The organism is Chryseobacterium sp. HNCC26DJ239, from assembly GCF_057180445.1.
In genome coordinates this window covers 174,453-198,908 of sequence record NZ_JBXUGJ010000007.1, presented here as the reverse complement: position 1 = coordinate 198,908, position 24,456 = coordinate 174,453, and the positions used below count along the sequence as shown (strand labels likewise).

At 34.2% G+C, this 24,456-nt stretch carries 21 protein-coding genes; all 21 read right to left on the bottom strand.

The genetic code is table 11. The features are described 5' to 3' along the window. Positions 1-37: 37 nt before the first annotated feature. Positions 38-1,216: a cysteine desulfurase family protein gene (locus tag AC2A1D_RS16005; RefSeq protein ID WP_484044580.1), complete on the bottom strand. Its 1,179-nt coding sequence runs from the start codon at positions 1,214-1,216 to the stop codon at positions 38-40. Between the two features lie 51 nt (positions 1,217-1,267). Beyond that, complete coding sequence (locus AC2A1D_RS16000; RefSeq protein ID WP_484044579.1) at positions 1,268-1,855, bottom strand: HAD family hydrolase; 588 nt, start codon at positions 1,853-1,855, stop codon at positions 1,268-1,270. Positions 1,856-1,958: 103 nt separating this feature from the next. Then, complete coding sequence (locus AC2A1D_RS15995; RefSeq protein WP_484044578.1) at positions 1,959-2,684, bottom strand: SDR family NAD(P)-dependent oxidoreductase; 726 nt, start codon at positions 2,682-2,684, stop codon at positions 1,959-1,961. Next, entirely contained in the window at positions 2,681-4,003 is a 1,323-nt protein-coding gene (locus tag AC2A1D_RS15990) for an FAD-binding oxidoreductase (protein WP_484044577.1), read from the bottom strand. Before AC2A1D_RS15990 ends, AC2A1D_RS15995 begins: the two co-directional genes overlap by 4 nt. Beyond that, positions 4,000-4,887: a decaprenyl-phosphate phosphoribosyltransferase gene (locus tag AC2A1D_RS15985; RefSeq protein ID WP_484044576.1), complete on the bottom strand. Its 888-nt coding sequence runs from the start codon at positions 4,885-4,887 to the stop codon at positions 4,000-4,002. Before AC2A1D_RS15985 ends, AC2A1D_RS15990 begins: the two co-directional genes overlap by 4 nt. Positions 4,888-4,972: 85 nt before the next feature. Then, positions 4,973-5,662 carry a YiaD family glycine zipper/OmpA-like lipoprotein gene (locus tag AC2A1D_RS15980; RefSeq protein WP_484044575.1) on the bottom strand — a complete coding sequence of 230 codons (690 nt, stop codon included), beginning with the start codon at positions 5,660-5,662 and terminating at the stop codon, positions 4,973-4,975. A 33-nt stretch (positions 5,663-5,695) separates the two neighbouring features. Then, on the bottom strand, positions 5,696-6,178 hold the full coding sequence (locus AC2A1D_RS15975) for a lipocalin-like domain-containing protein (protein WP_484044574.1): 483 nt from the start codon (positions 6,176-6,178) through the stop codon (positions 5,696-5,698). A 113-nt stretch (positions 6,179-6,291) separates the two neighbouring features. Further along, on the bottom strand, positions 6,292-7,968 hold the full coding sequence (locus tag AC2A1D_RS15970; RefSeq protein ID WP_484044573.1) for a S8 family serine peptidase: 1,677 nt from the start codon (positions 7,966-7,968) through the stop codon (positions 6,292-6,294). A 7-nt stretch (positions 7,969-7,975) separates the two neighbouring features. Further along, on the bottom strand, positions 7,976-8,587 hold the full coding sequence (locus AC2A1D_RS15965) for a WbqC family protein (protein ID WP_484044572.1): 612 nt from the start codon (positions 8,585-8,587) through the stop codon (positions 7,976-7,978). A gap of 64 nt (positions 8,588-8,651) precedes the next feature. After that, entirely contained in the window at positions 8,652-10,298 is a 1,647-nt protein-coding gene (gene lepB / locus AC2A1D_RS15960; protein ID WP_484044571.1) for a signal peptidase I, read from the bottom strand. An 87-nt stretch (positions 10,299-10,385) separates the two neighbouring features. Continuing rightward, positions 10,386-11,087, bottom strand: a complete 702-nt coding sequence (gene dapB, locus AC2A1D_RS15955) for a 4-hydroxy-tetrahydrodipicolinate reductase (protein WP_484044570.1) — start codon at positions 11,085-11,087, stop codon at positions 10,386-10,388. 88 nt (positions 11,088-11,175) lie between these two features. Beyond that, the gene (locus tag AC2A1D_RS15950) at positions 11,176-11,814 is read right to left on the bottom strand and encodes a DUF5683 domain-containing protein (RefSeq protein WP_484044569.1); all 639 of its coding nucleotides are present in this window, start codon (positions 11,812-11,814) and stop codon (positions 11,176-11,178) included. Further along, on the bottom strand, positions 11,815-12,705 hold the full coding sequence (locus AC2A1D_RS15945; protein ID WP_484044568.1) for a ParB/RepB/Spo0J family partition protein: 891 nt from the start codon (positions 12,703-12,705) through the stop codon (positions 11,815-11,817). Between the two features lie 59 nt (positions 12,706-12,764). Beyond that, entirely contained in the window at positions 12,765-13,538 is a 774-nt protein-coding gene (locus tag AC2A1D_RS15940) for a ParA family protein (protein WP_484044567.1), read from the bottom strand. A gap of 164 nt (positions 13,539-13,702) precedes the next feature. Beyond that, a complete protein-coding gene (locus AC2A1D_RS15935) occupies positions 13,703-14,551 on the bottom strand; it encodes an energy transducer TonB (protein WP_484044566.1) in 849 nt (282 codons plus the stop codon). Between the two features lie 214 nt (positions 14,552-14,765). Further along, positions 14,766-16,613, bottom strand: a complete 1,848-nt coding sequence (locus tag AC2A1D_RS15930) for a M1 family metallopeptidase (protein WP_484044565.1) — start codon at positions 16,611-16,613, stop codon at positions 14,766-14,768. Between the two features lie 161 nt (positions 16,614-16,774). After that, on the bottom strand, positions 16,775-18,241 hold the full coding sequence (gene dacB / locus AC2A1D_RS15925; protein WP_484044564.1) for a D-alanyl-D-alanine carboxypeptidase/D-alanyl-D-alanine endopeptidase: 1,467 nt from the start codon (positions 18,239-18,241) through the stop codon (positions 16,775-16,777). A 160-nt stretch (positions 18,242-18,401) separates the two neighbouring features. Next, the gene (gene priA / locus AC2A1D_RS15920) at positions 18,402-20,849 is read right to left on the bottom strand and encodes a replication restart helicase PriA (RefSeq protein WP_484044563.1); all 2,448 of its coding nucleotides are present in this window, start codon (positions 20,847-20,849) and stop codon (positions 18,402-18,404) included. A gap of 177 nt (positions 20,850-21,026) precedes the next feature. Further along, positions 21,027-21,644, bottom strand: a complete 618-nt coding sequence (locus AC2A1D_RS15915) for a hypothetical protein (protein ID WP_484044562.1) — start codon at positions 21,642-21,644, stop codon at positions 21,027-21,029. Between the two features lie 15 nt (positions 21,645-21,659). Next, positions 21,660-24,146, bottom strand: a complete 2,487-nt coding sequence (locus AC2A1D_RS15910; RefSeq protein ID WP_484044561.1) for a beta-mannosidase — start codon at positions 24,144-24,146, stop codon at positions 21,660-21,662. Further along, a complete protein-coding gene (locus AC2A1D_RS15905; protein ID WP_484044560.1) occupies positions 24,146-24,448 on the bottom strand; it encodes a GxxExxY protein in 303 nt (100 codons plus the stop codon). The genes AC2A1D_RS15910 and AC2A1D_RS15905 overlap by 1 nt, the downstream gene beginning before the upstream one ends. Between the last annotated feature and the right edge of the window lie 8 nt (positions 24,449-24,456).

Here is a 24,456-nt window from a genome sequence, read left to right as displayed (position 1 = left end):
ATTGCGAGGTCAAAATTACCTCTTTTCTGTGATAAGCTTATCTATGCTCAAAATTTGTTTTTTCTATAACAAAAAAATCTGCAGAAATTTCGGTAAGCGCAGTCACAAATGTATCGATATCTTCTTTAGTCGTCATGTGGCTGAAAGAAATACGCAATGGAGTACATTGATCCATTTCATCTTCAGAAAGTACCATCATCATTACCATTGAAGGTTTTGATGCTCCAGAAGAACATGCACTTCCCTGAGAAATTGCAATCCCCTTCATGTCTAATTGTAGCCCAATTAAAGGGTTTTTATATGGCAATAAAGCACTTAATACAGTATAAAGACTATTTTCTTTTTCTGCACTTCTTCCGTTGAATTTAATCCCCGGAATTGCTGCTGTTAATTTTTCTGCGGCATAATCTTTAATCATTTGCATGTGCGATGCAAATTCTTCCATTTTATTTAAAGAAATCTCTAAAGCTTTGCCTAAACCAACGATTCCTGCAACATTTTCTGTACCTGCACGAAGGCTTCTTTCTTGAGGACCTCCTGTAATAATTCCCTTCAAACCGCTAGATTTTCTAATAAAAGCAAAACCAACACCTTTTGGCCCGTGGAATTTATGAGCACTGCAAGAAGCAAAATCTACTTTAATATCTTCAAAATCCAAAGGCATGTGCGCCATCGTTTGTACCGTATCTGAATGGAAAAGCGCATTGTTTTCTTTGCAAAGTTCCGCTACTTTTTTGATATCTGTAAGGTTTCCGATTTCGTTATTGGCATGCATTAAACTTACCAAAGTTTTCTTATCTGAAGATTTCAGAAGTTCTTCTAGTTTTGCTAAATCGATATCTCCTTTTTGGTTTGGACGAATATAGTTTACCTCTACTCCTTTTCTTGCTTTCATATCAAGAATACTTTCAGAAACACATTTGTGCTCCAAAGGTGAGCTGATAATTCTCTGAACTCCCAAGTGTTCCACCGCAGATTTAATAATCATGTTGTTGGATTCGGTTCCGCAAGAGGTAAAAATAATTTCAGCAGGAGTTACGTTCAGGTAATCTGCAATTTGCCTTCTTACGTTCTCGATTAAAATTTTGGCTTCTTGCCCAAAACTGTGTGTAGAAGATGGGTTTCCGAAGTTTATTTTCATCGTACTTACCATCGCATCGATTACTTCTTCTGTAAGCGGCGTTGTTGCAGCATTATCTAAGTATATTTTATTCATTTGAAAACAAAAAAATTGGGTTATATGGATGTGAAAAATCTAGCCTCAAAATTAATGAAAAAATTGGTAATGTCCTTCATTTGCCCAATTCAGCATTGGGCGATCACCTGAAGTGTCTCCGAAGGCAATAATCTTATCATATTTTTCGTCGGCAATTTCTTTTTTTATACGCTCCAGCTTTTCTTTACCATTGCAGTTTTTTCCGATGAAATTACCGGTAAAAACCCCGTCTTTAAACTCTGCCTTTGTGGAAATTAGCTCCATTTTGAAGGCTTCAGCAAAGGGTTGAGTCCAAATATCTAAGGAAGCCGTTACTAAAAGACTTTCCGTATTATTTTGGTCTATATTTTTAATAAAATCCATTGCGTTTTGTCGTACAATTTTTGGATAATTGGCTTCAAAAAATTTTCTGGATTTTTCTTTTATTTTAGTTTCATTTTGCCCTTTCAGAATAGAGCCAATGAAACTTTTCTTTACCTTTTCTGCATCTGCAAGCTTTAGTTTAAGCAAAACAAACAGCGGAATATGCCGAATAAACTGTACTCTGAATTTGGCAGGATTATAAAATTTCAGATACAAAAACATTGTATCTTTATAAGTAAGCGTACCATCAAAATCGAAGCAATACAGTTTTTTCATAAACATTAGGAAGTATGATATTCAACTTAATAACTCTACAGTTTTAAAACCTTGTCAAAGCAAATTTACTCTGTTATAAAGCTTTGACAAAGCAACTCTAAAATTACAATTTCAATTTTTTAAAAATAAACTCAGGAATATTTCTAATGATAAACATAATAACGCTCCAAATCGGCAAAACGTATATGGAATTCTTTTGTTTTTTATATCCTGAATAGATACAATCTGCGGCTTGTTTAGGAGTTGCTGTTAAAGCAGGGTTCAAAGGCAGTCCTTCCGTCATTTTTGTATCCATAAAACCAGGTTTCACTGTCATTACGTGTACTTTTTTATCGAAAAGATAATTTCTCAGTCCGCTAAGATAAGCTGTAAAAGCCGCTTTTGCGCTTCCGTAGATAAAATTACTTTGTCTCCCTCTTTCGCCAGCAACAGACGACAATCCGATGATGGTTCCGGCTCTTTTACTTTCAAATTTTTGAGCGAAAAAATTAATCAACGGAACTAGTTTCGAATAGTTGATTTCGATAATTCTTTCTGTGTTTTTATTATCGTACAATGCTTCTTCCGAACCTTCTCCTAAATATCCTGTCGCACAAAATAGTACGTTAGACTGAATTTTGTCTAATGTTGCGTAATTTATTTCTTTCGTTAAATCTATCTCAATAACTTCCGATTGTTGCAGAAACTTCACATCAATATGCTTTGCAAATCGTTCTGTGGCTTCTTTGCTGGAAGTTAACAAATATATTTTTTCAAACTTTTCACCTTCCTGAAGTGCTTTTTCTACAAAAGCTTGCGCCACTTCCGAGGTACTTCCAAGAACGATCATAAGCTGTTATTATTTAAAATTCTTTTGTGCTGAAGCGACACAAATTTTGGATTTTCTACGTTTTTCAGATAATTCGTCAGCGATGAGCGACTCATACTGTCTTTGGTTAAATAAATTTTCCCGTTATATTCTTCGACTATTGAATCTAACTGATCTACCAATTTTTTCAATTTTTTATTCACTTTAAAATCTAAAGCCAAGCTATATCCTTCAAACGGAAAAGAATTGTAGGCATCCGGATTTTCTTTGCCGTAAAGCTTTAAAACGGCTAAAAAAGAACCGTTTCCAGATTTGGCAATCGTCTCCAAAATTCTTTGCATTCCTTCCCTTCCTTTATCTTTAGGAATCATCATTTGATACTGAATAAAACCACTTTTTCCGTAGATTTTATTCCAGTCGTTCACAAAATCTAAAGGATAAAAAAACGTTTCGTAATCGATGAAGTTCTTCACCTCTTTTTTTGTCTGCTTTTTATAATACAAAAAATTGAAAATCTTCACAGTAAGAGCGTTCAAAACAAAACCAGGAAAATAGAAAGGAACTTTTGGCGAAAATTTCTTTTTTAATCTAAGCGGAGTATTTCTTAATTTTTCAGGAAGCTGATGTTGAAAAGCATGCTCACCTCTCATTAAAATACTTCTACCAATATTTTCACCTTTCTGCAGGCAGTCTATCCATGCAACGGTGTATGTCCAACTTTCGCTTTCTTCAAAAAGTTTAAAGATTTCGTCTAAATTTTCAGCTTTAATGCTCTCTTGTCGAATGTATGCAGATTCTATATTTTTCAGTTTAAATTTTACGGAAAGAATAATTCCCGTAAGTCCCATTCCACCGATGGTTGCCCAAAATTTATCTGAATTTTCTTCTCTAGAACACATAATGATGTCGCCTTTTTCGTTCATCAATTTAAAATCGATCACATATTCAGAAAAACAACCTTCTGCATGATGATTTTTGCCATGAACATCACTTGCAACAGCACCTCCTACCGTAATAAATTTTGTACCAGGCGTTACATATAAAAAATATCCTTGCGGCACGCAAGCTTCTAGAACTTCTGAGAGCAAAACGCCCGACTCGCATTCAATAACTCCGTTTAAACGATCGAAGCTGATGAATTTATTGAGTTTTTTTGTAGAAAATATACTTTCTCCCAAAGATGAATCTCCATAAGATCTACCGTTTCCACGAGCAATAACTTCATTATGACTAAGGATAAATTCTTTGATTTTGGAGTATTTATCTTCCGACCGCATTTCTTTCTCAACCACCGGAAAATTTCCCCAATTGGTTACTTTCTTCACAAAATTTGGTTTCATTCTTTAAAATAAATTTGGATTAAAAATGCGATCACCCACAAAAATAAAGTTACCTGGATATATCGGTCCCTGTATACGATTTTGGTAGGAGATTCGGTTCTATTGTACACCAAAGTTTGTTGAAGATACCTCAAAAATGCGAAAACTACAAATATTACAGTATAAAAAACTCTCGGATGAAATCTTTGCTGAACTTCTGGCGAGAGTGTAAACATTAAATAGCAAATAATAGCCAAAGTAACCGAAATAGACAATGCAATATCCGCAAACTGTACATTATAACCATCTAAAGCTCGTCTTGTTTTTCCAGAAACTTGTGCATTAATCAATTCCCCACGTCTTTTTCCAATCGCCAATACCAAAGCAAGATCAAAAGTAAGAAGAACTGCCCATTGCGAAATACTGATCCCTGTAATAGAACCCCCTGCTAAAACCCTCAAAACAAAACCTGTCGCGATAATAAAAATATCAATAATGGGAACATGTTTTAACTTAAACGTATACGCTAAATTCATCACGAAATAAGTCATAATAATGAGTGCAAACTTCCAGATTGGCTCATGAAAATACCACTGAGCCGCAAATCCAAAACAAAAATTAATTACTAATAATGTAACTAAAATACCAATGGCCTTGCTTTTAGAAATTGCACCACTTGCAAGCGGTCTTCTGCGTTTTTCGGGGTGTTTTCTATCGGCTTCAATATCGTTATAATCGTTTAGAATATAAACTACACTCGCCATTAAAGAAAACACAATGAATGCAACAATGCTTTTTATAAGAAGGTCTATATGGGTAATTTTACCCGCAAAGAAAAGAGGAACAAATACAAATAGGTTTTTGACCCATTGCTCTACACGAAGTAGTTTTAAATATTGTTTCATTTATGTTATATAAGCTGCAAAAATAATGAATTTGCACAAAAAAACCGCTATGATAGCGGTTCTTAAATTTTAATAAATCAATAATTTACTGACCTTGCGAAGCATCGTTGATCATTTTCTCGTTTGCAGTAATAGCAAACTCTACTCTACGGTTTTGAGCTCTACCTGCATCCGTATCATTGGTTGCAACCGGCATAGACTCTCCTTCTCCCAAAGCGAAAAGTCTAGATGAAGCAATACCTTTACCTGCCAAATATGCTTTTACTGAATTTGCACGTCTTTCTGATAGTTTTTGATTATACTCGTCTGAGCCTTTACTATCTGTATGTCCGTAAATATTGATGTTTGTATCTGGATTGTTAATTAAAACCTGGCTCAATTTATCTAAGTTCGTTTTCGCTACAGAAGTAAGATCTGAAGAATCGAAAGCAAAAGTTACGATACTTTCATTCAATGTGATTTTGATACCGTCTCCTACTCTTTCAACTTCTGCACCTGGCAAAGTTTCTTTAATTTCTTTGGCTTGTTTATCCATTTTGTTCCCGATTACGTTACCAGCAACACCACCAATTACCCCTCCTAAAACAGCTCCTAATGCAGCGTTTTTACCTTTACCAACATTGTTTCCTAAAATACCACCAATTACAGCTCCAGAAGCTGCTCCTACAGCCGTACCTCTTTGTTGGTGATTAGAATTTTGTACAGCCTCACAACTTGTAAGCAACAAAGCTGATGATAAAAAAATACCTGCGATATATGTTTTTGAAATTTTCATTGTTTAAATATTAAGGTTAATTAAAAAAATAGATTAGTTTACACGTTGAAAATTATAAACCACTCTAATAGTTTGCCCATCAAACGGAACATTTTGCTCTAGAGAAAAAGAATCTGCAGAGTTTCCGATGTAATTAAGAACATATCCCATTGTATTCTGCTTCGCTTTTGTACCGTCTGCAATTTTTTTGAAAGAGAATACATTGTTTTTAATATCAAATTTTATAGGCTGTGTAACAGTAGGACAATTACCGCCTCCGCTTAACATATAAGATCCTGTATAATTATTCGGAATTAAGTTCCATTGACTTCCCACAAAACATTGTGCATCTGCACCTTCATCAAATGGTTTTATTTTATATTGCTTGTCGTAATCCACGCTTACGATTTGCCAAGTACCTTTTAGCTTCAGAACCTCGGCTCTTGTTTGTTGTGCCTCACCTGCTTTTTTGGTAGATGAGCAAGAAAGGTTTAATAAAGAAACTCCTATCAAACCTGTAAGAACTAACTTTTTCATAATCTCTGTTTAATTATTTAATAGTTATAAATATACAAAAAATTGTGCCAAGATTTTTTCAGCACAAAAAAAGCCCGCTAAGTAGCGGACTTTAAATAATTTATATTTTGAAATTATTTTTTTGAAGTTTTCTTTGCCTTTGTAGCTTTCGAAGCTTTACCGGCATTTCCTTTGTAAAAATTAGTAAATGCATATTCTGCTGCTTTCTTCAAATCGATAACACCTCCTGCCTGAGAATAATCTGCAAAACCGTTCGTTGTATTTGGGTTGCTAGATTTTACCAAAGACTCAATAACTTGTGCCGGAGTAAGATTTGGCATATAAGCCAAAAGTACCGCTGCAGCACCTGCTACAACCGGAGAAGCCATTGAAGTTCCTTGTAAATATTGATATTCGTTCTTAGGAGTTGTAGAATAAATTTCTTGTCCCGGAGCAAAAACGTTTACCATTTTTTTGTTGTAGTTAGAGAAGCTTGCTCTCAACGCTGCATTATCGTTTGTACTTGCACCTACTACCAAAACATTATTTACGAAAGGTTTTTCGTCTGAAATATTTTTAAAGTTTGTAGGATATGCTAAATGCTCAGCAACATCTTCGTTTTCGTTTCCTGCTGCTTTTACCAAAAGTACCCCTTTGCTTTCAGCGTATTTGAATGCATCCCACACTACATTTTTACCTGGAGAAACCGGTTTCCCGAAAGACATGTTTAATACTTTCGCACCATTATCAACAGCATATCTAATTGCGTTTGCAACGTCTTTATCTCTTTCGTCTCCGTTTGGAACAGTTCTTACAGACATAATTTTTGCTACTCTAGAAGCTACACCATACTGCACTTCTTTCCCTTGAGGAAGACCTGCAATAATACCTGCAACGTGAGTTCCATGTGTTGCCTCTGGACCTTCGTAATGATTGTTTCCGTATTTTCTTTCAGAATAATCATCATAGTTATCACCTACAACTTCTTTTCTTGGATCGAAATTGATGTCGTATTGCTGAGCCATTGGTCTGAAATGATCTAAAGCCTCTTTCATCTGAGCTTTCATTGTTTTTTCAAAATCTGTAGCAGATTTTCCAGCAAATTCAGGGTTATTTGCAATTTGTCCCATCACTTGCAATGCCATAGCTTCTTTTTGATCTGCAGCTTTCAAACCTTTAAGCGTTTCCGCATTGAAAGTTTTCCCGTTTAGCAATTTTACCATCGTAGGAATAGCTTCATCGATCATCGTGTACATCTGTAAACCTTGTTTTCCTTCAAGGCTGTTTTTGCTAAATTTTTCTTTAGACTTCATGTACATTGCAAATTCTTCTGGCATTTTTGCCTGATTTGCTTTGTTTTTTGTAGAATCTTCTCCTTCAAAAATAGGTTTGTACTTCGCTACAACACGAGTTACCTCCATGTTATCTACATCGGTATCTGCTTTTGCACCACCAATAAAGTTCCAACCGTGTACATCGTCGATATAACCATTGTTGTCATCATCTTTACCGTTGTTTGGAACTTCGTTCGGATTAGACCAAATATTCTTTACCAAACCTGGGTGATCTACCTGAACACCGCTATCTAAAACACCTACAACAACAGTTTTAGGCTTTAACCCTTTAGACTCTAAAAATTTATACGCGTTTTCAGTATTTACACCATATACTTTTGTTGTGGCAAAATCTTTATGATACCAAGTCATTAAATCTTTGTCTTCACTTGGATCTACTGTTTTGGTAGAAGCTTCCTGTGCATAAGACATTGTGAAACCTGTAAGAAAAACAGCTGCTAAAAATATCTTTTTCATTTTAGAATTATAGTTTTACATTTTTAATATAAGTAAGCGTTTCTGGCCCTTTGTTACAAAGAAGATCAATTATGGATAAATCTTTAATAAAACCAAGCTTGTCTGAAAACGTTTGATAATACTCTTCTGCGTGATATTCTGACTCGGTTTTAGCGGAAAATCTCTCTCTAAAATTGATACTTTCAGGGTTTTTGACGTATTCAGTATTCAAAGAATATGCCTTTTCTGTTTTCAGAATTTGCTGAATTACTTCAATACTTTTTAAATTAAAATCTAATAAAAATTTTTCTTTTTTCTCAAAAATCTTCATCAATTTGTCTTCATAATACTCAAAATACGGCGAACTTTGATACGCTGTTTTGATAGATTTCCAATGTAAATTTTGCCAGTTTTCTCGGTAAGAAATTTCAACACTCTTGTATTCACGAGCGCCGTTATGATTAATTGGAATAATCAACGAAAGTTTTCCGTTGGCTCCAAAAACATTACATCTATTTCTGTACGTTTGTTTTGGAAAGTTTTCAAACTGCTCAAAAAGAATTTCATTTTCATCATTTAAAAATTCCGAAAACCACGAAATGGGTGGTAAATAAAATACCGGTAATAATATATTCTGCATCTCTTATATTGCAAAAATGAAGTACTTTTTCAAATACTTCATTTTTTATTGATTTAAATTTTAATTATTCTTCAGATTTATCTTTTCCTTTAATCAACTTCATAAATTGTTCCCAACCAAAGAAAAGAATAAGGATTATCGCAGCAATCCACCAATACGAGGTTTTGTTTGCTTCTCCTGTGTTGGTTGCTTTAAACATTCTATCCCAACGAACCCTCCATCCGTCTGCTTGGTATGAAGAACTAGAATCATCGAATGCTCCTTCAATACTCATCCAAGTAAACATTGGTTTTCCTACGATATTTTCTTCAGGAACGAAACCAAAAAATCTCGCATCTAAAGAAGCATCTCTATTATCTCCCACCATCATATAGTAATCTTGCTTGATGGTGTAATCTTTTGCTGGTTGATTATTGATAAAAATTTGTCCGTTTCTTTCTGCAACACTGTTGTGCTCGTATTCAGAAATAATCCAACGATACATTGGTAACGTCTCTTTATTAATGGCTACAACATCTCCTTTTTTAGGAATTCTTACCGGTCCATACCAATCTTGATTCCAAGCTTTGTTTACTGGGAAAATAGATTGTGTAGTATCAATTTTAGTTTTAGCTTCATCTTTATAAGCGATTGCCGCTTCACCTTTTGGCATAATATCTTCCTTCATCTCGATAACCTGAGGAAGTTTTTTAATTTCAGCAGCAATTTTATCTGTTAAACCTTGGAAAGCATAAATAAATCCACTTCCGTTCGGAATCTCTTGAACTGGAAGAAATCCATAAATTTTATACAATCCAGGAATATCTAACTGACTTCCTGTTGTAACAATAAATCTGTGCTGTCTTTCTTGATCTCCTAAAACAGTTTCCGGTTTATTATTTACAAACAACTTTCCGCCACGCATTTCGAAAGTATCTCCGGCAACGGCAACACATCTTTTTACGTAAGGATCTTTTCTATCAATCGCTGTATGTACAGAATCTTGCGGATAGTTGAAAACTACAATATCATTTTTTTGAGGTTTGTTGAATTGTAAGATTCTTTCGTAAGGTAATTTTACTCCATCAACATATGATTTTCCATCATTTTTAGGATTTCCGTCTTTTTGAAAATCATAAACCGTTCCTTGAAGGAAAGGAATCGCTACAGGACGCATTGGCATTCTGTACCCATAACTCCATTTATTTACGAAAAGGAAATCTCCCACCAATAAAGTTCGCTCCATTGAACCTGTAGGAATTCCAAAAGGCTGCGTTACAAAAACGTGAATAATCGTTGCAAAAACCACCGCAAAAGTAACAGAACCAATAAATGAATCTTTCTTTTTCAGTTGCTTTTCTTCGTCTGTAAGGAAAAGTTCGTTGGCTGCTTCGTCTTCAATTTCTACATCTTTACCGTAGTTTACCGTCGCCATATAAATAAACGGAAGAACTACCGTAAGAACTTGATTTTGAACCAAACCTTTGCCAAATTTTTTCATTAAATAAATATGAAAAACAGACATCATAATGGGTCCCACAATCGGAAGATAAGACAAAATTGCCCACCATTTCGGATGCTTCGTTTCTTTTAAAACAATAAAATAATTGTAAAACGGGATAAATGCAAATGCAGGATTGTATCCCATCTTTTTAAACAGCTTCCAAGTGGAAAGTCCCATCAATACAGATAAAATGAGAACGTAAACTGTATAGGTTAAAAAGTAATTCATAAACTTTGCTATTCTATATGATTAATGAGCAATGTGTAAATAATAATTGCTGTTATTAGTGTCTCTGATCCTGAAAATGTTACAAGACTAGAGTCCTAAAACATCATTCATCGTAAAAATACCTTTTTTATCTTTAATAAATTCTGCGGCAACCACTGCTCCTAAAGCAAAACCATTTCTGTTGAAAGCAGTGTGCTTTATTTCAATTTCGTCTACTTCACTTCTGTAATAAACGCTGTGAGTTCCTGGAACTTCGTCTTCACGAATTGCAAAAATACCCAGCTGATTTCCTTGAGTTTCTTCTAACTTCCACGCATCAAATTTCGGGTTGTTTTTGAAAATTCCTTCTGCGATAGAAATTGCCGTTCCGCTTGGTGCATCTTTTTTGTGAATGTGATGAATTTCTTCTAATTGAACATTGTATTCATCCACATTTTTCATCAAATCTGCCAATTTTTCGTTTAAAGCAAAGAAAAGATTTACCCCTAAACTAAAATTGGAACCATATAAAAATGCAGTTCCGTTATCTAAAGCAATCCGATCTATTTCTGCTCTTTTTTCAAGCCATCCTGTTGTTCCGCAGATTACAGGAATATTATTTTCAAGACAAGCTTTAATATTGCTGTAAGCTGCTTCTGGTATAGAAAACTCGATAACCACATCTGGATTATTCAAGTTTTCAGCAGTTGGAGTTTCTTTTAGACGGGCAACGATTTCATGCCCTCTTTTCTGAGCAATCTCTTCGATAATTTTCCCCATTTTTCCATATCCAACCAATGCTATTTTCATAAGTATCTATTAATTTATTAAAAAATCCGTTTTAAAATTCATCCCATAAATTTATGGTTATAATTTTAGACGGATATTCATTTTTGATTTAAAATCTAAAGTTTAAAGCTAAACCTGTTTTTGGAGGTTGCATATTATTCGTATCATAAATTACAGCCGGTGCAAAAGACAAGTCCGGATCTTTTCTTCCTTCATAAAGATGTGCATCTACAACAGCATCCACAATATTTAAGATATAAATTAATCCTGTGATTGCAATGGCATAATCACGTTGTCTTTTGGCAGTATCTTGCGCATTTCCTAGTGCAACTTTATCTAAATATGGTTTGGAATCGACAAATTCGTTTGGAGTTCCGTTTAGTTTTGCGATGTAATATCCTCTGTATCTTTCATATTGATTTTGGTTCCAAAGTGCAATTCCAACACCAGTTCCTACAGCCCCCCAAACCACAGGAATTTTCCAGTATTTTTTGTTGTAAAACTGCCCTAATCCTGGTAAAACAGCAGAATATAAACCTGCTTTTGTAGGATTCAATTTAGTCACCTTTACTTTTGCTGGCGCATTTACTTTTTCAATTTCTGCAACAACATTAGCTTCCTTACGCGGTTTTGCAGCAGGAATACTGTCTTTTGCATAATGATCTAAATGCAAAGAATCTGTAGGTTTTACCTGCGAAAATGCAAAACCAAAAATGAGTAGAAAAAAGGCGATGAATATTTTTTTCATTTACTTAATGTGAGATAAAATATATTCAAGCTCGTCTTCATTTTTGAAATCGAGAACTATTTTACCTTTTTTACCGTTTCCAGTTGTTTTGATCTCTACTTTTACATCCAGAATATCTGAAATGGTTTTCTGAGCTCTTTTGTAATTATTTGAAAGTTCTGCTTTTGCTCTTTTAGCAGCAGGAGATTTAGGATTTTTGATGGCAGCTGCAGCTTGCTCCGCTTGTCTTACATTAAGTTTCTCCTTAATGATTAATTCAAACAAAATTTGCTGATGCTCTTCAGTTTCCAAGCTTATGATGGCACGACCATGACCTGCAGAAATCTCACCACTTCTAATCGCGTTCTGAATATCCGGACTTAGTCTCAACAATCTGATGGAATTCGTAATCGTACTTCTGTCTTTTCCTACTCTTTGGCTTAAGTTTTCTTGTGTAAGACCAATTTCTTCCATCAATCTTTCGTAGGTTAAGGCAATTTCAATCGCATCAAGGTCTTCTCTCTGAATGTTTTCTACCAAAGCCATTTCAAGAAGTTCCTGGTCGTTTACCAAACGAATATACGCAGGAATAGAGTTCAATCCCGCTATTTTAGTCGCACGATAACGTCTTTCCCCAGAAATAATTTCAAACTTTTCACCATCTTTTCTTAAAGTAATAGGCTGAATAACACCTAAATTTTTGATAGATGAAGCAAGTTCGTTTAATGCTTTTTCGTCAAAATAAGTTCTTGGCTGGGTAGGATTTGGATAAATATCTTCAAGGGCTACCTCTACAATATTTCCTACGAATTTATCTGCACCTTCGTCTGTTGCAGAGTTAATCGTTGCTTTGGATTCCGCACTCAAAATAGCGCCCAATCCTCTACCCATTGCTCTTTTTTTGTCCTTCATTCTTTATAAATGATTATTGATTGATGATAATTGATTAACTATTAAATACAAAAATCATTTTAATTTTTTACTAATTTTTCGTTTTTCAGCAAAACCTCTTCCGCCAATTGAATGTATTGAATTGCCCCTTTACTTTCGGCATCGTAATTTAAGATACTTTCTCCAAAACTTGGCGCTTCACTTAATCTTACGTTTCTGCTGATGATGGTTTCGAAAACCATTTCCGGGAAGTGCGCATTTACCTCTTCTACTACCTGATTTGAAAGTCTTAAACGGCTGTCATACATCGTTAATAACAAACCTTCGATATCCAAATCTTTGTTATGAATTTTCTGAACGTTCTTAATGGTATTGAGAAGCTTTCCAAGACCTTCCAATGCAAAATACTCGCACTGAATTGGGATAATTACAGAATCTGCTGCAGTAAGCGCATTTACAGTAATTAGACCTAAACTAGGTGCACAATCGATGATGATGTAATCATAATCTGCTCTTACACTGTCTAGAGCCTTTTTCATCATATATTCTCTGTTGTCTTTATCAACAAGTTCAATTTCTGCTGCAACAAGATCAATATGAGAAGGTACGATGTCTAAGTTGGGAGTAGCCGTTTGTTTGATACAACTTCTTGTATCTACGCTATGTTCCAATAAATTGTAGGTAGAATACTGCACATCATCAACACCTAATCCTGAAGTTGCATTTGCTTGAGGATCAGCATCAATAATTAAAATTTTCTTTTCCAAAACACCTAGTGCAGCAGCAAGATTTACTGCTGTAGTTGTTTTTCCTACGCCCCCTTTCTGATTGGCGATACCAATGATTTTTGCCATTATTAGAACTTTAAGCTTCAAAAATACACTTTTTTCTTTTCTTTGTGCGAACAGCTAAAAACAAAATTGAGTTAAAGTATTGTTAATAAAAGCTTTAGATTAAAAAAAAATTATCCACAAAAAAAAATCTTTGTGGATAAGTTCTAAAATCTTAATAATGAGCCTTATTGATCGAATTTCATTTTAATTGGAAATTTAAAATAACTTCTTACAATATTGCCACTTTTATCTTTCCCAGGAGACCATTTTCCTTTGATACTCATAATAGTACGAATCGCTTCTTTATTAAATTCTGCATTTTGTCCGTCTGCTTTAATTCCAGAGATGCTCCCGTCTCTTTCTACGATGAAAGTTATTGTAGTAGCAATTAAAGATTCATTTTCAAAATTTGAAGTATCAAATTTGTCGATTACTTTGTTTCTGAAAGAATTAATACCTCCAACGAAATCTGCTGCAACACTTAGATTTCCACCATCAACAACTTCATTATTTGGTTTTGTAACAGGTAAATCCGTAGTTTTACTTCCTGTATCTGTACTTGTAGGCAAATTAATTACTGGCTGATTATCCTGAACAATAACTTTCCCATCCAAATTATCTTTTACACCGGCAAGAGCATCGTCAGGAATTTTTGTAGCCAATTTAGAATCGTCTGCATTTCTCGTTGGTGTCAACTCACGACCATCAAATGTTTTAATATCTTGTACAACAGGAGCAGCTGGTTTCACTATTGGTTTTACAGGTTCTGGTTTAAGCGGTTCGTCGATATCTGGTCCATCAACATTTTCAACTTCAATTACCAAACCTCCAGTTTCTGTAATTTCAGCAGCTTTTGGGGATACAAGCATCGCAGTTAGAAAAACACCTGCAATAACGGCTAAACTTAAAAATAATGATTTTGCTAAAATCCTGTTAGATTCTGTTCTTAAATCGTAAGCGCCATAAGCTTTGTTGCGGTGCTCAAAAAGAATTTCGTTAAAACGTAATTCTGGGTCAAAAAATAATTGTTTCATGATGACAATGCATTAAAGGTTTAAAATAATTAATTCTCAGAGTATTCTCTCTTAATTAAAAAACCTATCAAAATTTCTGCCAATTATTTAACATTTTTACAAACTTATATGCAAAATATTGATAAAACAAAATTTAAACCGCCGAAAACAATATAGTTTTCAATATTTTAAGCTCAGAAATAAAAAAAATCTGCGAATTACAGATTTTCATTATTTATTTTTTTACAAACTTTAAATTTTTACCGCTTATTTGCAAAACATACATTCCGGGAACTAAACTAGAAATATTAATTACATTTCCGGGTTTATAAGTATCTTTTTTTACTAACCTTCCGTCGGCTGAAAGAATCGTAAAATCTGCAGATTTTTTTATTCCTTTCAAAAAGATTTCATTTTTTGCAGGATTTGGATAAAGTGCAAATTGAGCAACATCAATTTCATCTACTTTTAAGTTTGTATCTTGGGCAACTGTAGAATTTTTCTCAATGATTTGATACTCATAATTAAACTGAACACTTGCCACTGTGAAATTTACTGTTTCAAAAAAGTATTGATTGTTGTATGAATTATCCAAGGAGAAATAAGCAACTTCTCCCAATGTACCGTTAACTTTAATAGGAAGCGGCATTTCGAAGAAACTTACCGATGCATTACTTTGTGTTTGTGAAGCTTTAAAAGCAACCACATTCCCTGTTTGTTTCCATCGAATATCATACGTTGGATAGCCTTGACCGTAAATCCAATCATTAAAAAACTCTGTAAAATCTTTATTCGTAGATGTGAAAACCGAGTTTTTAAAATCTGCAGTTCGCACGTAATTATATGCTAAAGCAGGTCTTGCATGATAGTCTTTCAAGGCATTATAAAAAGCGGTTTCACCTAAAATCCATTTCATCATTCTTAGCACATATCCTCCTTTTGAGTAAGACAATCTTCCGTTAAAAATATTCCCTACACTTCCCAAATTAGCATCTGCAACATACACACTTCCACCAGGAAGAGTCGTTATATAGTCTATTTCTGAAGAAAGATAAGTCATAAACTGTGCATTCGTCATCAACAATTTTTCGTACGCCAAGTGTTGTCCAAAAGTCGCAAAACCCTCGTTTAGCCAAATATCATTCCATGCGCCGCAAGTTACTTTATCGCCAAACCACTGGTGTGCAAGTTCATGAGCAATTAAACCCTGCTCCCAACTTCCCATCGAAGACATGGTTTGATGTTCCATTCCACCGCCGTACATAAACTGCATATGACCGTACTTTTCGTTTCTGAAAGGATAAGCTCCGAAATAGTTTTCAAAAGTATTCATAATCTGCTTCGTCCAATTAATATTCGCCATACTTCCTGCATCTGCAGCTGTTGATGGATAAACATAGTTAATAAATGGAAATGGAGGAACTCCAATCGTATCGGTCAATTTCGTGAAATTGGTAATAGCAACTGCAACAAGATACGCTGCAATAGGATATTGTGTGCGCCAAAAAGTGGTTTTCAGATTTCCGGCAAGAGCGGTTTCAGACATTAAAAGACCGTTTGAAGCCACGTTATATTGGGAAGGCGCAGTGATTTTAATATCAAATCTCTCAATTTTATCGTTTAAACTTTGCTTAGTAGGAAACCAATCTTGCGCACCGTAAGGCTCACTTAAAGTTGCCAAAACATAAGCTCCGCCTTGCATAGATGTAGTGAAAGCTCCAAGAGCCGTAGAAGGTGCTCCAGAATAACTAATCGTAAGGGAATCTAAAACATTTGCCGAAAGTGGAGTTTGAAAATCAATTTTCACTTCTTTAGTTCCTAATTGTTGGAAATTCAAGCTTGACCCATGATACTGAACTGAGGAAACGGTGAGAGAATTATTCAAATCAAAATAAATACTACTCATCGCCTGATTGGGCTTAAAATGCGAAGTTACAGAACCTGAAACCGCATAAATTGCGGGGTCAAGCGAAAGCTCCATTCGTTGGTATTGCAAATCGTAATTCAACGTGTTTGGATTGGTATTTCCGATGTTCATTTTTGAAGTAAAAGCACTTATTTCTTTGTTTCTCAGTGCTTTCATATCAATATTTTTATTTTGAGCGGAAAGTTGAGCGCAGAAAAAAGAAAGAAATAAGAAAAAATATATTTTTTTCATGAATTCATTATTAATATGACATCAAAGATAAAAAAAACCTCCTAATCATCGATTAAAAGGTTTTGTGCAGTATTAAAATTTTAATTTTACAAATCTAAAGTCGGCTGAATAATCTGCTCCATTCTTTTCTTCACCATATCTACCGAACCCGCGTAATTATTTACCAGCAAAGAGAATACTAAAGTCTTTCCAGAATTGGTTTTAATGTATCCTGCTAAAGTTTTCACTTTATTTAAAGTTCCTGTTTTGGCAAAAACCTGTCCATTTCCGTTTTCAAGGAACATCTTTTTCAATGTTCCGGATTGTCCACCAATTGGAAGTGAATTGAAATAAGTTTGATAATATTTAGTGCCCATTAAAGACGTAAGATATTTCACTTGAGAAATAGGTGTTACTTTATTGTTTCTTGAAAGACCACTTCCGTCCATATAATTTAAACCTTCAAAGTCAAAAGCAACATCTTTTAAATGTTCAGTAACAACTTCTCTACCTGAATCCGGGGTTTGATTTCCTTTTTTGAAATAGCCAACTGTTTTTAATAAAGCTTCCGCTAAAGAATTATCACTTCTTTGGTTGGTGTAGTACACAATATCCGCCAAAGTTGGAGATTTGTACACATTAATTGTTTTTCTGCTTTCTGGTTGCCCATCAACAGTTTTTGTTTGAACTTTTCCAGTTACAGCGATACCACTTTTCACCAAAGTTGCTCTAAAAGAATTTGCCAAAAAAGCGGGTGCATCTGGAAGTTTCGTTGTTAAAACACCATCACCTTCATACTTTTCTGCATACACCATTTGATTTGTATATGGCGAAACGTAGAAGTATTTTTTCACACTTTCTGTAGGCATTGCTCTTTTAACAATCAATCTTTCGTTTGCAGGATTAATCTCTTTGGTTGCACCTACAGGAAGATAGTAATTGTTATTTTCTAGCCAAACAACATTTTCCGGAAGTCTCGAAATGTTACCTTTGAAAAGCGCTGTCTGAATAATAATATCACCATTTACCTTTTTGATGCCTTCCGTAGAAAGTGCCTCTTTGAAAGTATCAATAATTTCTCTATACGACGAAGCTCCTGCTTTATTCGTTCCTAAAGAAGGGTCTCCACTTCCTACAATGTAAAGATTTCCGGTAAGTACGCCATTTTCGTCTACTGCCCCAGAATATTCTAATTGAGTATTCCAACGGTAGTTTTCACCTAAAAGATTAAGTGCTGTTTCCGTTGTTAACAATTTCGTTGTAGAAGCCGGAACCAAAGGTGTATTTTCATTATAAGAAGAAATTACTTTTTTGGTTTTCGGGTCATAGATTACAAAGCCCCAAGTTGCATTTTTCAGCACAGGGTCCGTCATCATCGTGTTTACGTTAATATCTACAAGCTCTTTTGGCGACAGAACTGCTTTCTCTACCACTTCTACCGGCGAAGGGAGGCTAAAAGTTTTCTGACTGTCTGTGTTTGGAGTGTAAAGAACCGTAGAAACGGTAGATTGAGCGAGGAATAAACCAGAAGCCAATACCGTAATACCTGAAATATATTTTCTGAAATTTACCATCTAATTATACTTTTGTCTGTAATTTGGATTGCAGAACGATCAGTAAGTTAAAGTTACAAAATTCTGCTCAAACATGTATCAAACGGTCAAAAGTAGAAAATATTGTTAGAAATCAGCACATTAGGTTATTATAAAAGCCTTTAAAGTTTGTTAAAAGTTGTTAAAAATCGATTACAAGCTGCTTTTTGACGCTTTGATAGGCTGTAATTTCATCAAATTCTTCAATACTTTGCAAAACCAGTTTTTTAAACGAATTATATTTATTGCCTCTCGGAAGTTTTATTAAAATCTGAAACTGAAACATATTATTGATTTTGAAAATCGGAGATTTTTCAGGACCTAAAACACATTCTTCCGGCAAATATTTTCTTAAAACAGAGCCCATAAACTGCGCAGCACGAGTAATTTTATCTTCTTTTCGGTGGCTCAAATGCAACATAATCATCTTCGTGTAAGGCGGATAAAGAAATTTCTTTCGTTCCTTTAAAAAATAATCGTACGTTTTTGCGGGGTCATTCATTTTAATTAATTGAAAAACAGAATGGTCCGGATTATACGTTTGAATTAAAACTTTCCCGTTTCCAGAAGCACGACCTGCTCTTCCCGAAACCTGCATAATTAATTGATATGCACGTTCTTCCGCTCTAAAATCCTGAACATACATCATAGAATCAGCTTTCGGAATTGCTACCAATTCGATGTGGTCAAAATCAAGACCTTTAGAAATCATCTGCGTTCCTACGATAATGTCGGTTTCCTGCTCTTCAATTTTTTCGTACAATTTTTCGTAAGCAAACTTTTTTCGCATCGAATCCACATCCATTCTATCTACTTCATTATCAGGAAATAATTTAGAAACCTCTTCATGAATTTGCTCAACACCAACTCCTCTTTCGTTCAGATTTTCAGAATAACATTTTGGGCAAGCTTTTGGTTTCGAAGCTCTTTGTCCGCAATAATGGCATTTCATTTCGTTGGCAGATTTGTGATAAGTCATCACCACATCACAATTGGAGCAATAATTTACGTAGCCACAGCTTTCACATTCAATTACATTTGCATAACCGCGTCTGTTGTGAAGAATAATGCTTTGATTTTCATCATCAATAGTTCTTTTCAATTCTTCTAACATTCTGAAAGAAAAACTACCGTTCACCAGCTTTGAATCTTGAGCTTCTTTAAAATTAATCAATTCAAAAACAGGAAGCGCTACTTCGCCAAATCTCTGCTCAAGAAAAACGTATCGTAAACGGTCTTTTTGCCCCAAATAATAACTTTCAACAGAAGGCGTTGCAGAACCCAAAATAACATGAGCTTCGTAAAAATTCCCTAAAACCAAAGACACATCTCTTGCGTTAAAATATGGAGAAACCTCTCTTTGTCGGTACGCAGAATCATGCTCTTCGTCTACAATAATTAACCCTAAATTTTCGTAAGGAAGAAAAAGCGAGTTTCTTGTTCCGATTAAAATTCGGATTTCGTTTCGGCTCACTCTTCGCCAAACTTCTACACGCTCAAAATCCGTAAGTTTTTGATGGTAAAACCCAAGCTGATTTCCGTATTTTTTTTCTAAACGCTGCGTAATTTGTTTGGTTAATGCAATTTCCGGAAGGAGAAATAAAACATTTTTTCCTTCGGCAATGCATTCTTCAATTTTTTCTAAATAAATGTGCGTTTTCCCCGAAGAAGTTACGCCATGAAGCAATACGTTTTTCCCTTCTTCAAAGGCCAGATCTATCTCTTCTTTTGCTTTTTTCTGAATGTCTGAAAGCTCTTCCAGTTCTTCAATTTCACCAGTGTAAGATTCGATTCTATCTTTTTGAATGTAATATTCTTCCACAAAACCTTTATCTTCCAATGCTTTGAAATGCGAAGAAGAAAAATAACCATCTTCAAAAAGGTCAGATTTTTTTAGCGGAACATCAGGATTTTCTGTTTGCTTCTCTAAAATATAAAGGAAAAGTTCTTTTTGTTTTTTAGCTCTTGTGAGCGTGAGCAAAATTTCGGTAAGACTTTCGTTTTTCATGACGGCGTCATTCATTTTAACGTAAGCAACTTCTTTTGCTTTGTATTTTTCGGCTACTTTTTCGTCAATTTCAATGTATTGAAGGTCTATCAAAGAATTGATGGTTTTAATAATATCTTTTTTGGGTATAAACGCTTCAATATCCGAAAGATTGATGAGCTGTCTTACTTCCAAAGCCTGAACAAGATACATTTCGTTTACGTCCAGAATTTCAAAATCGATAACCGAATTGGGTTTTAATTTTAAATACGTTTCACTTTCCAATTTTAAAGAAGAAGGAAACGCAAAACGATAAATTTCTCCCAAACCGCATAAATAATACTCGGAAAGCCAGTTCCAAAAATTAATTTGCTCTTGCGGAACTATAGGTTTATCATCCAAAATACTGATTACGTCTTTGGCAACGAAATTTTCCGGAGCAATGTCGTGAAGCTCGAAAACAATCCCAGTATAGATTTTTTTGCCACCAAAAGGAACGAGAACCCGCATCCCGCATTGGATTTGTTTGATTAACTCATCGGGAACTTTGTAGGTAAAAGTTCCTTTTAAATTTAGCGGAAGAACAATTTGAGCGTAATACAAGAGAAATATTTAAAGTGTAAAATTAATTTTTTCTGAAGAGAATTACAATATTTTGTGAGGTTGAGATTGAGGTTGAGGTTGAGGTTGAGCCAAACCTAACGGGTTTTGAAACCCGTTAGGTTTTATTGGATAGAACAAAATCGATAATATTTTTTGCGCAAAATTGTAGTTCATTTTTCATAAAATCTTTGCTTTCCACTTTTTTAATTTTTCCTGTAAATAAATGATTAATTTTAGCATTAATGCAATGAAAATTATGATGCACATTGATGGCAAACTGAAAACCCTCAACAATAAATTCTGCTCAACTAACTTCTTTTTGATTCCAGAAACTTTCCAAATTGAAGGATAATAAACCGAAGTATTTACATACTTTATTTTTTCTTTAGAAATGAATATTGTTGGAGTTTTATCATTTTCTAAATGGTAAACATTTTTAATATTGTAGGTGGAATACCTGTCATAAGCAGGATAAACTATCAAATCATGATAAAGTGTAGATTTAAATAGAATATTATCATTATCATCAATTAGCATTCTAAAAGGCTTCCCTTTTCCTTCTTTAAAATGAAAAGATTCCATGAAAGAACCATTTCTATCATACTTTTGCACAATTGAAAGAAAACTATCTCCAATGTAAACATTTTCTTCACTATCAACTACAAAACCTGAATAATCATTAATTGGTAGCTCTACTTTTATCTTAAAATTTGTCCAAGAAATAAATATACTTCCTGCAAATACGACAACAAAAAAACTTAATAATAAATTTGATACAATCTTCAATTTTTTCATAATCTATGGTAAAATTTAATCATTCATCGTATCAAACAAACTCATCGCATCGATTTTTTGCAAAGGTTTTGTAAGCTGTATTCTCTTAGAACTTTTCGGAAGTAAATCAAAAAAATTGTCGCTAAAATGCGTATCGCCCATCAAATAAACGTCTTTTGCTAAAACATCGCTAGAAACTTCAATCTCGGTCTCAGAAATTTTCTTGATTTTGATGTTGGGTTTTGGAAGTTTTAAATCTTTTGGTTTCGCAAAAAAATGGAGGTTTTCGGCAATCATTTTTTTAGTTGAATCTTTTAAAATCAACTTTAAAAAGACTTCATTTTTACTAGAATATTTAATTAAATTTTTAATCTCAATATGTTCAAACAAAAGTATTTCAGCTAATGTTTTTCCGTCTTTTACGGTGGTTAAATCATTCAAAACTTTACCGTTAAAATCCAAAACTTGAATTTCGAGTTTTACATCTTTATATTTTTCAAAACCGTCATTAATTGCGTTAAAATTTAAAAAATCATCTTTTTCTTCCGTTAAAATAACCTGATTTTCAAAACTTCTTTTTATTTGATAATGCAACGCCTTCCAATTTCCCAAATAATCAATCGACGACCACGAAACCACTGGCCAACAATCGTTGAGTTGCCAATACAAAGTTCCCATGTTATAAGGTTTTGAACGACGGTGCGCTTCAATGGCAATCTGCATTCCACGCGCTTGAAGAAGCTGAGAAACGTAGTTATATTTCACAAAATCATTGGGAATTTTATAATCTCTTTCCATATATTTTTGGATGATTTCCCAACCTCTTGCGTGTTTTTCGTGCGCTTTTATTGTTTCGTTTTGCAAACTCAATTCTGGAGTTCCGGAAAACATAGATTTTGTAGTTTCTAAACTTGGCATTCCCTGAAAACCGTATTCAGAGGCAAATCTTGGAACTTTTTCGTTGTAAATTTCAAAAGGTTGTTCGCCCCACCAAACGCCCCAATAATGAGAATCGCCTTCAGTTAAACTCTCTTTATGTCCCCATCCAATCGATGGCGAACTTTCCCAATACAATTGTTTGTCGCTCGTCGCATATTTTTTAATTGAATTCGGGATTACCTCATGGAAAATTTTCTTGTAATCTTTCCAAACCTGCAAAGAATCTTCTTTTGAATATTTAAATTGTTTTTGATAACCCCAATTTACAATTGCTTCATCAACTTCGTTATTTCCGCACCACAAAGCCAATGAAGGGTGATTTTGAAGTCTTTCAATCTGGTCTTTTACCTCAGCTTCTACATTTTTTTGGAAATTTTCGTCTGTCGGATAAAAACTTCCCGCAAACATAAAATCTTGCCACACCAAAATTCCGTTTTCGTCACAAGCTTTGTAAAATTCTTCGTCTTCATAAATTCCGCCGCCCCAAATACGAATCATATTCATGTTTGCATCTTTACAAGCTTTTATCAACTGCTGGTATTTTTCTTTGGTCATTCTCGGTGAAAAACTGTCTCCCGGAATCCAATTGGTACCTTTCGCATACATAGGTTTTCCGTTTACTTTAAAATAAAACGACTTTCCTTTTTCGTCTTTTTCCTGAATTAATTCGACGGTTCTCAACCCAATTATTTCAGATCTTTCGGAAATGATTTTTGAATCTTTTTGCAATGAAATTTTCAATGAATACAAATCCTGATTTCCCCAACCATTCGGCTGCCAAAATTTTGGATTTTGAATTTGATACGGAACTACAATATCGTTTACTCCCGATTTTAAAGAAATATTTTGTGACTTTTCATTTACCAAAAGACGATAACTTCCTTCTTTTTTAGCGAAAATTTTAGCATGAATATTTAAATCTGCCTTTTGTGTTGTTACATCTTTCTGTTCAATTTTCGCATGTTCAAGCAAAGCTTGATTCCAGAAATTTAGCGTAACATTTTTCCAAATTCCTGACGTAACCAATCTCGGTCCCCAATCCCAACCAAATTGATATTGCGCTTTTCTCACAAAACTTCTTGGAGATTCGGGCATCGTAAAAGGAACTTTTTTCGCCAATTCTTTTCCAATATTTACCGCAGATTTGAATTTAACTTCTAAAATATTTTCGCCAACTTTTAAATTATTTTTGACAGGAATTGTCCATTTTCTGAACATATTATCTGTAGACTGCAACAATTTTCCATTTAAATAAATTTCAGAAAATGTATCTAAACCATTAAAAACCAAATCTATGTTTTGGTTTTCTAATTCTTTGGAAGAAATTTTAAAAGTTGCCTGATAATCCCAGTCTTCGTTTTCAACCCATTGAACTTTTTTTTCGTTTTCGTCTTTATACGGGTCGGGAATTATTTTATGATTCATCAAATCCAAATGTACCGTTCCCGGAACTGAAGCCGTAAACCAATTATTTTCTTTAGAATTTTTAAAAACCCATTTTTCGGAGGATAAATTTCGCTCAGAAAATTGTGCAAAAATGATGTTTTGAACGAGACAAAAAAGAAAAAAAAGCGTTTTTTTCATTATAATTTATTTACAATTCGATGAATTTCATCTTTAATTAAAGGAGTGTTGAAATTAATTAGAAGCCCGAGTTTTAAGTTTGTAAGTTTTAAATATGTTGTGAGTTGTGAATAAAAGACTGCATGCAATTCTAAGACAGATTTTATCTCAACAATTACCTTTTCATTAACAATCAAATCAACCTTGTATGCATTTTCAATTTTCATTTCTTTGTAAAGAACCGGAAGATAAATTTGTTGTTTTATTTCCAAACCTATTTTCTTCAATTCGTAAACCAAAGCTTGTTCATAAGCACTTTCCATTAATCACG

What these genes read in the sequence shown, in the direction of transcription:
- AC2A1D_RS15950 (WP_484044569.1), bottom strand. Translation starts at nt 11,814, where the DNA reads ATGAAAAAAATATTCATCGCCTTTTTTCTACTCATTTTTGGTTTTGCA.
- dacB (WP_484044564.1), bottom strand. Translation starts at nt 18,241, where the DNA reads ATGGTAAATTTCAGAAAATATATTTCAGGTATTACGGTATTGGCTTCT.
- AC2A1D_RS15945 (WP_484044568.1), bottom strand. Translation starts at nt 12,705, where the DNA reads ATGAAGGACAAAAAAAGAGCAATGGGTAGAGGATTGGGCGCTATTTTG.
- AC2A1D_RS15975 (WP_484044574.1), bottom strand. Translation starts at nt 6,178, where the DNA reads ATGAAAAAGTTAGTTCTTACAGGTTTGATAGGAGTTTCTTTATTAAAC.
- AC2A1D_RS15910 (WP_484044561.1), bottom strand. Translation starts at nt 24,146, where the DNA reads ATGAAAAAAACGCTTTTTTTTCTTTTTTGTCTCGTTCAAAACATCATT.
- AC2A1D_RS15990 (WP_484044577.1), bottom strand. Translation starts at nt 4,003, where the DNA reads ATGAAACCAAATTTTGTGAAGAAAGTAACCAATTGGGGAAATTTTCCG.
- AC2A1D_RS15985 (WP_484044576.1), bottom strand. Translation starts at nt 4,887, where the DNA reads ATGAAACAATATTTAAAACTACTTCGTGTAGAGCAATGGGTCAAAAAC.
- AC2A1D_RS15915 (WP_484044562.1), bottom strand. Translation starts at nt 21,644, where the DNA reads ATGAAAAAATTGAAGATTGTATCAAATTTATTATTAAGTTTTTTTGTT.
- AC2A1D_RS16005 (WP_484044580.1), bottom strand. Translation starts at nt 1,216, where the DNA reads ATGAATAAAATATACTTAGATAATGCTGCAACAACGCCGCTTACAGAA.
- AC2A1D_RS15980 (WP_484044575.1), bottom strand. Translation starts at nt 5,662, where the DNA reads ATGAAAATTTCAAAAACATATATCGCAGGTATTTTTTTATCATCAGCT.
- AC2A1D_RS16000 (WP_484044579.1), bottom strand. Translation starts at nt 1,855, where the DNA reads ATGAAAAAACTGTATTGCTTCGATTTTGATGGTACGCTTACTTATAAA.
- AC2A1D_RS15970 (WP_484044573.1), bottom strand. Translation starts at nt 7,968, where the DNA reads ATGAAAAAGATATTTTTAGCAGCTGTTTTTCTTACAGGTTTCACAATG.
- AC2A1D_RS15965 (WP_484044572.1), bottom strand. Translation starts at nt 8,587, where the DNA reads ATGCAGAATATATTATTACCGGTATTTTATTTACCACCCATTTCGTGG.
- AC2A1D_RS15930 (WP_484044565.1), bottom strand. Translation starts at nt 16,613, where the DNA reads ATGAAAGCACTGAGAAACAAAGAAATAAGTGCTTTTACTTCAAAAATG.
- lepB (WP_484044571.1), bottom strand. Translation starts at nt 10,298, where the DNA reads ATGAATTACTTTTTAACCTATACAGTTTACGTTCTCATTTTATCTGTA.
- AC2A1D_RS15940 (WP_484044567.1), bottom strand. Translation starts at nt 13,538, where the DNA reads ATGGCAAAAATCATTGGTATCGCCAATCAGAAAGGGGGCGTAGGAAAA.
- dapB (WP_484044570.1), bottom strand. Translation starts at nt 11,087, where the DNA reads ATGAAAATAGCATTGGTTGGATATGGAAAAATGGGGAAAATTATCGAA.
- AC2A1D_RS15905 (WP_484044560.1), bottom strand. Translation starts at nt 24,448, where the DNA reads ATGGAAAGTGCTTATGAACAAGCTTTGGTTTACGAATTGAAGAAAATA.
- AC2A1D_RS15935 (WP_484044566.1), bottom strand. Translation starts at nt 14,551, where the DNA reads ATGAAACAATTATTTTTTGACCCAGAATTACGTTTTAACGAAATTCTT.
- AC2A1D_RS15995 (WP_484044578.1), bottom strand. Translation starts at nt 2,684, where the DNA reads ATGATCGTTCTTGGAAGTACCTCGGAAGTGGCGCAAGCTTTTGTAGAA.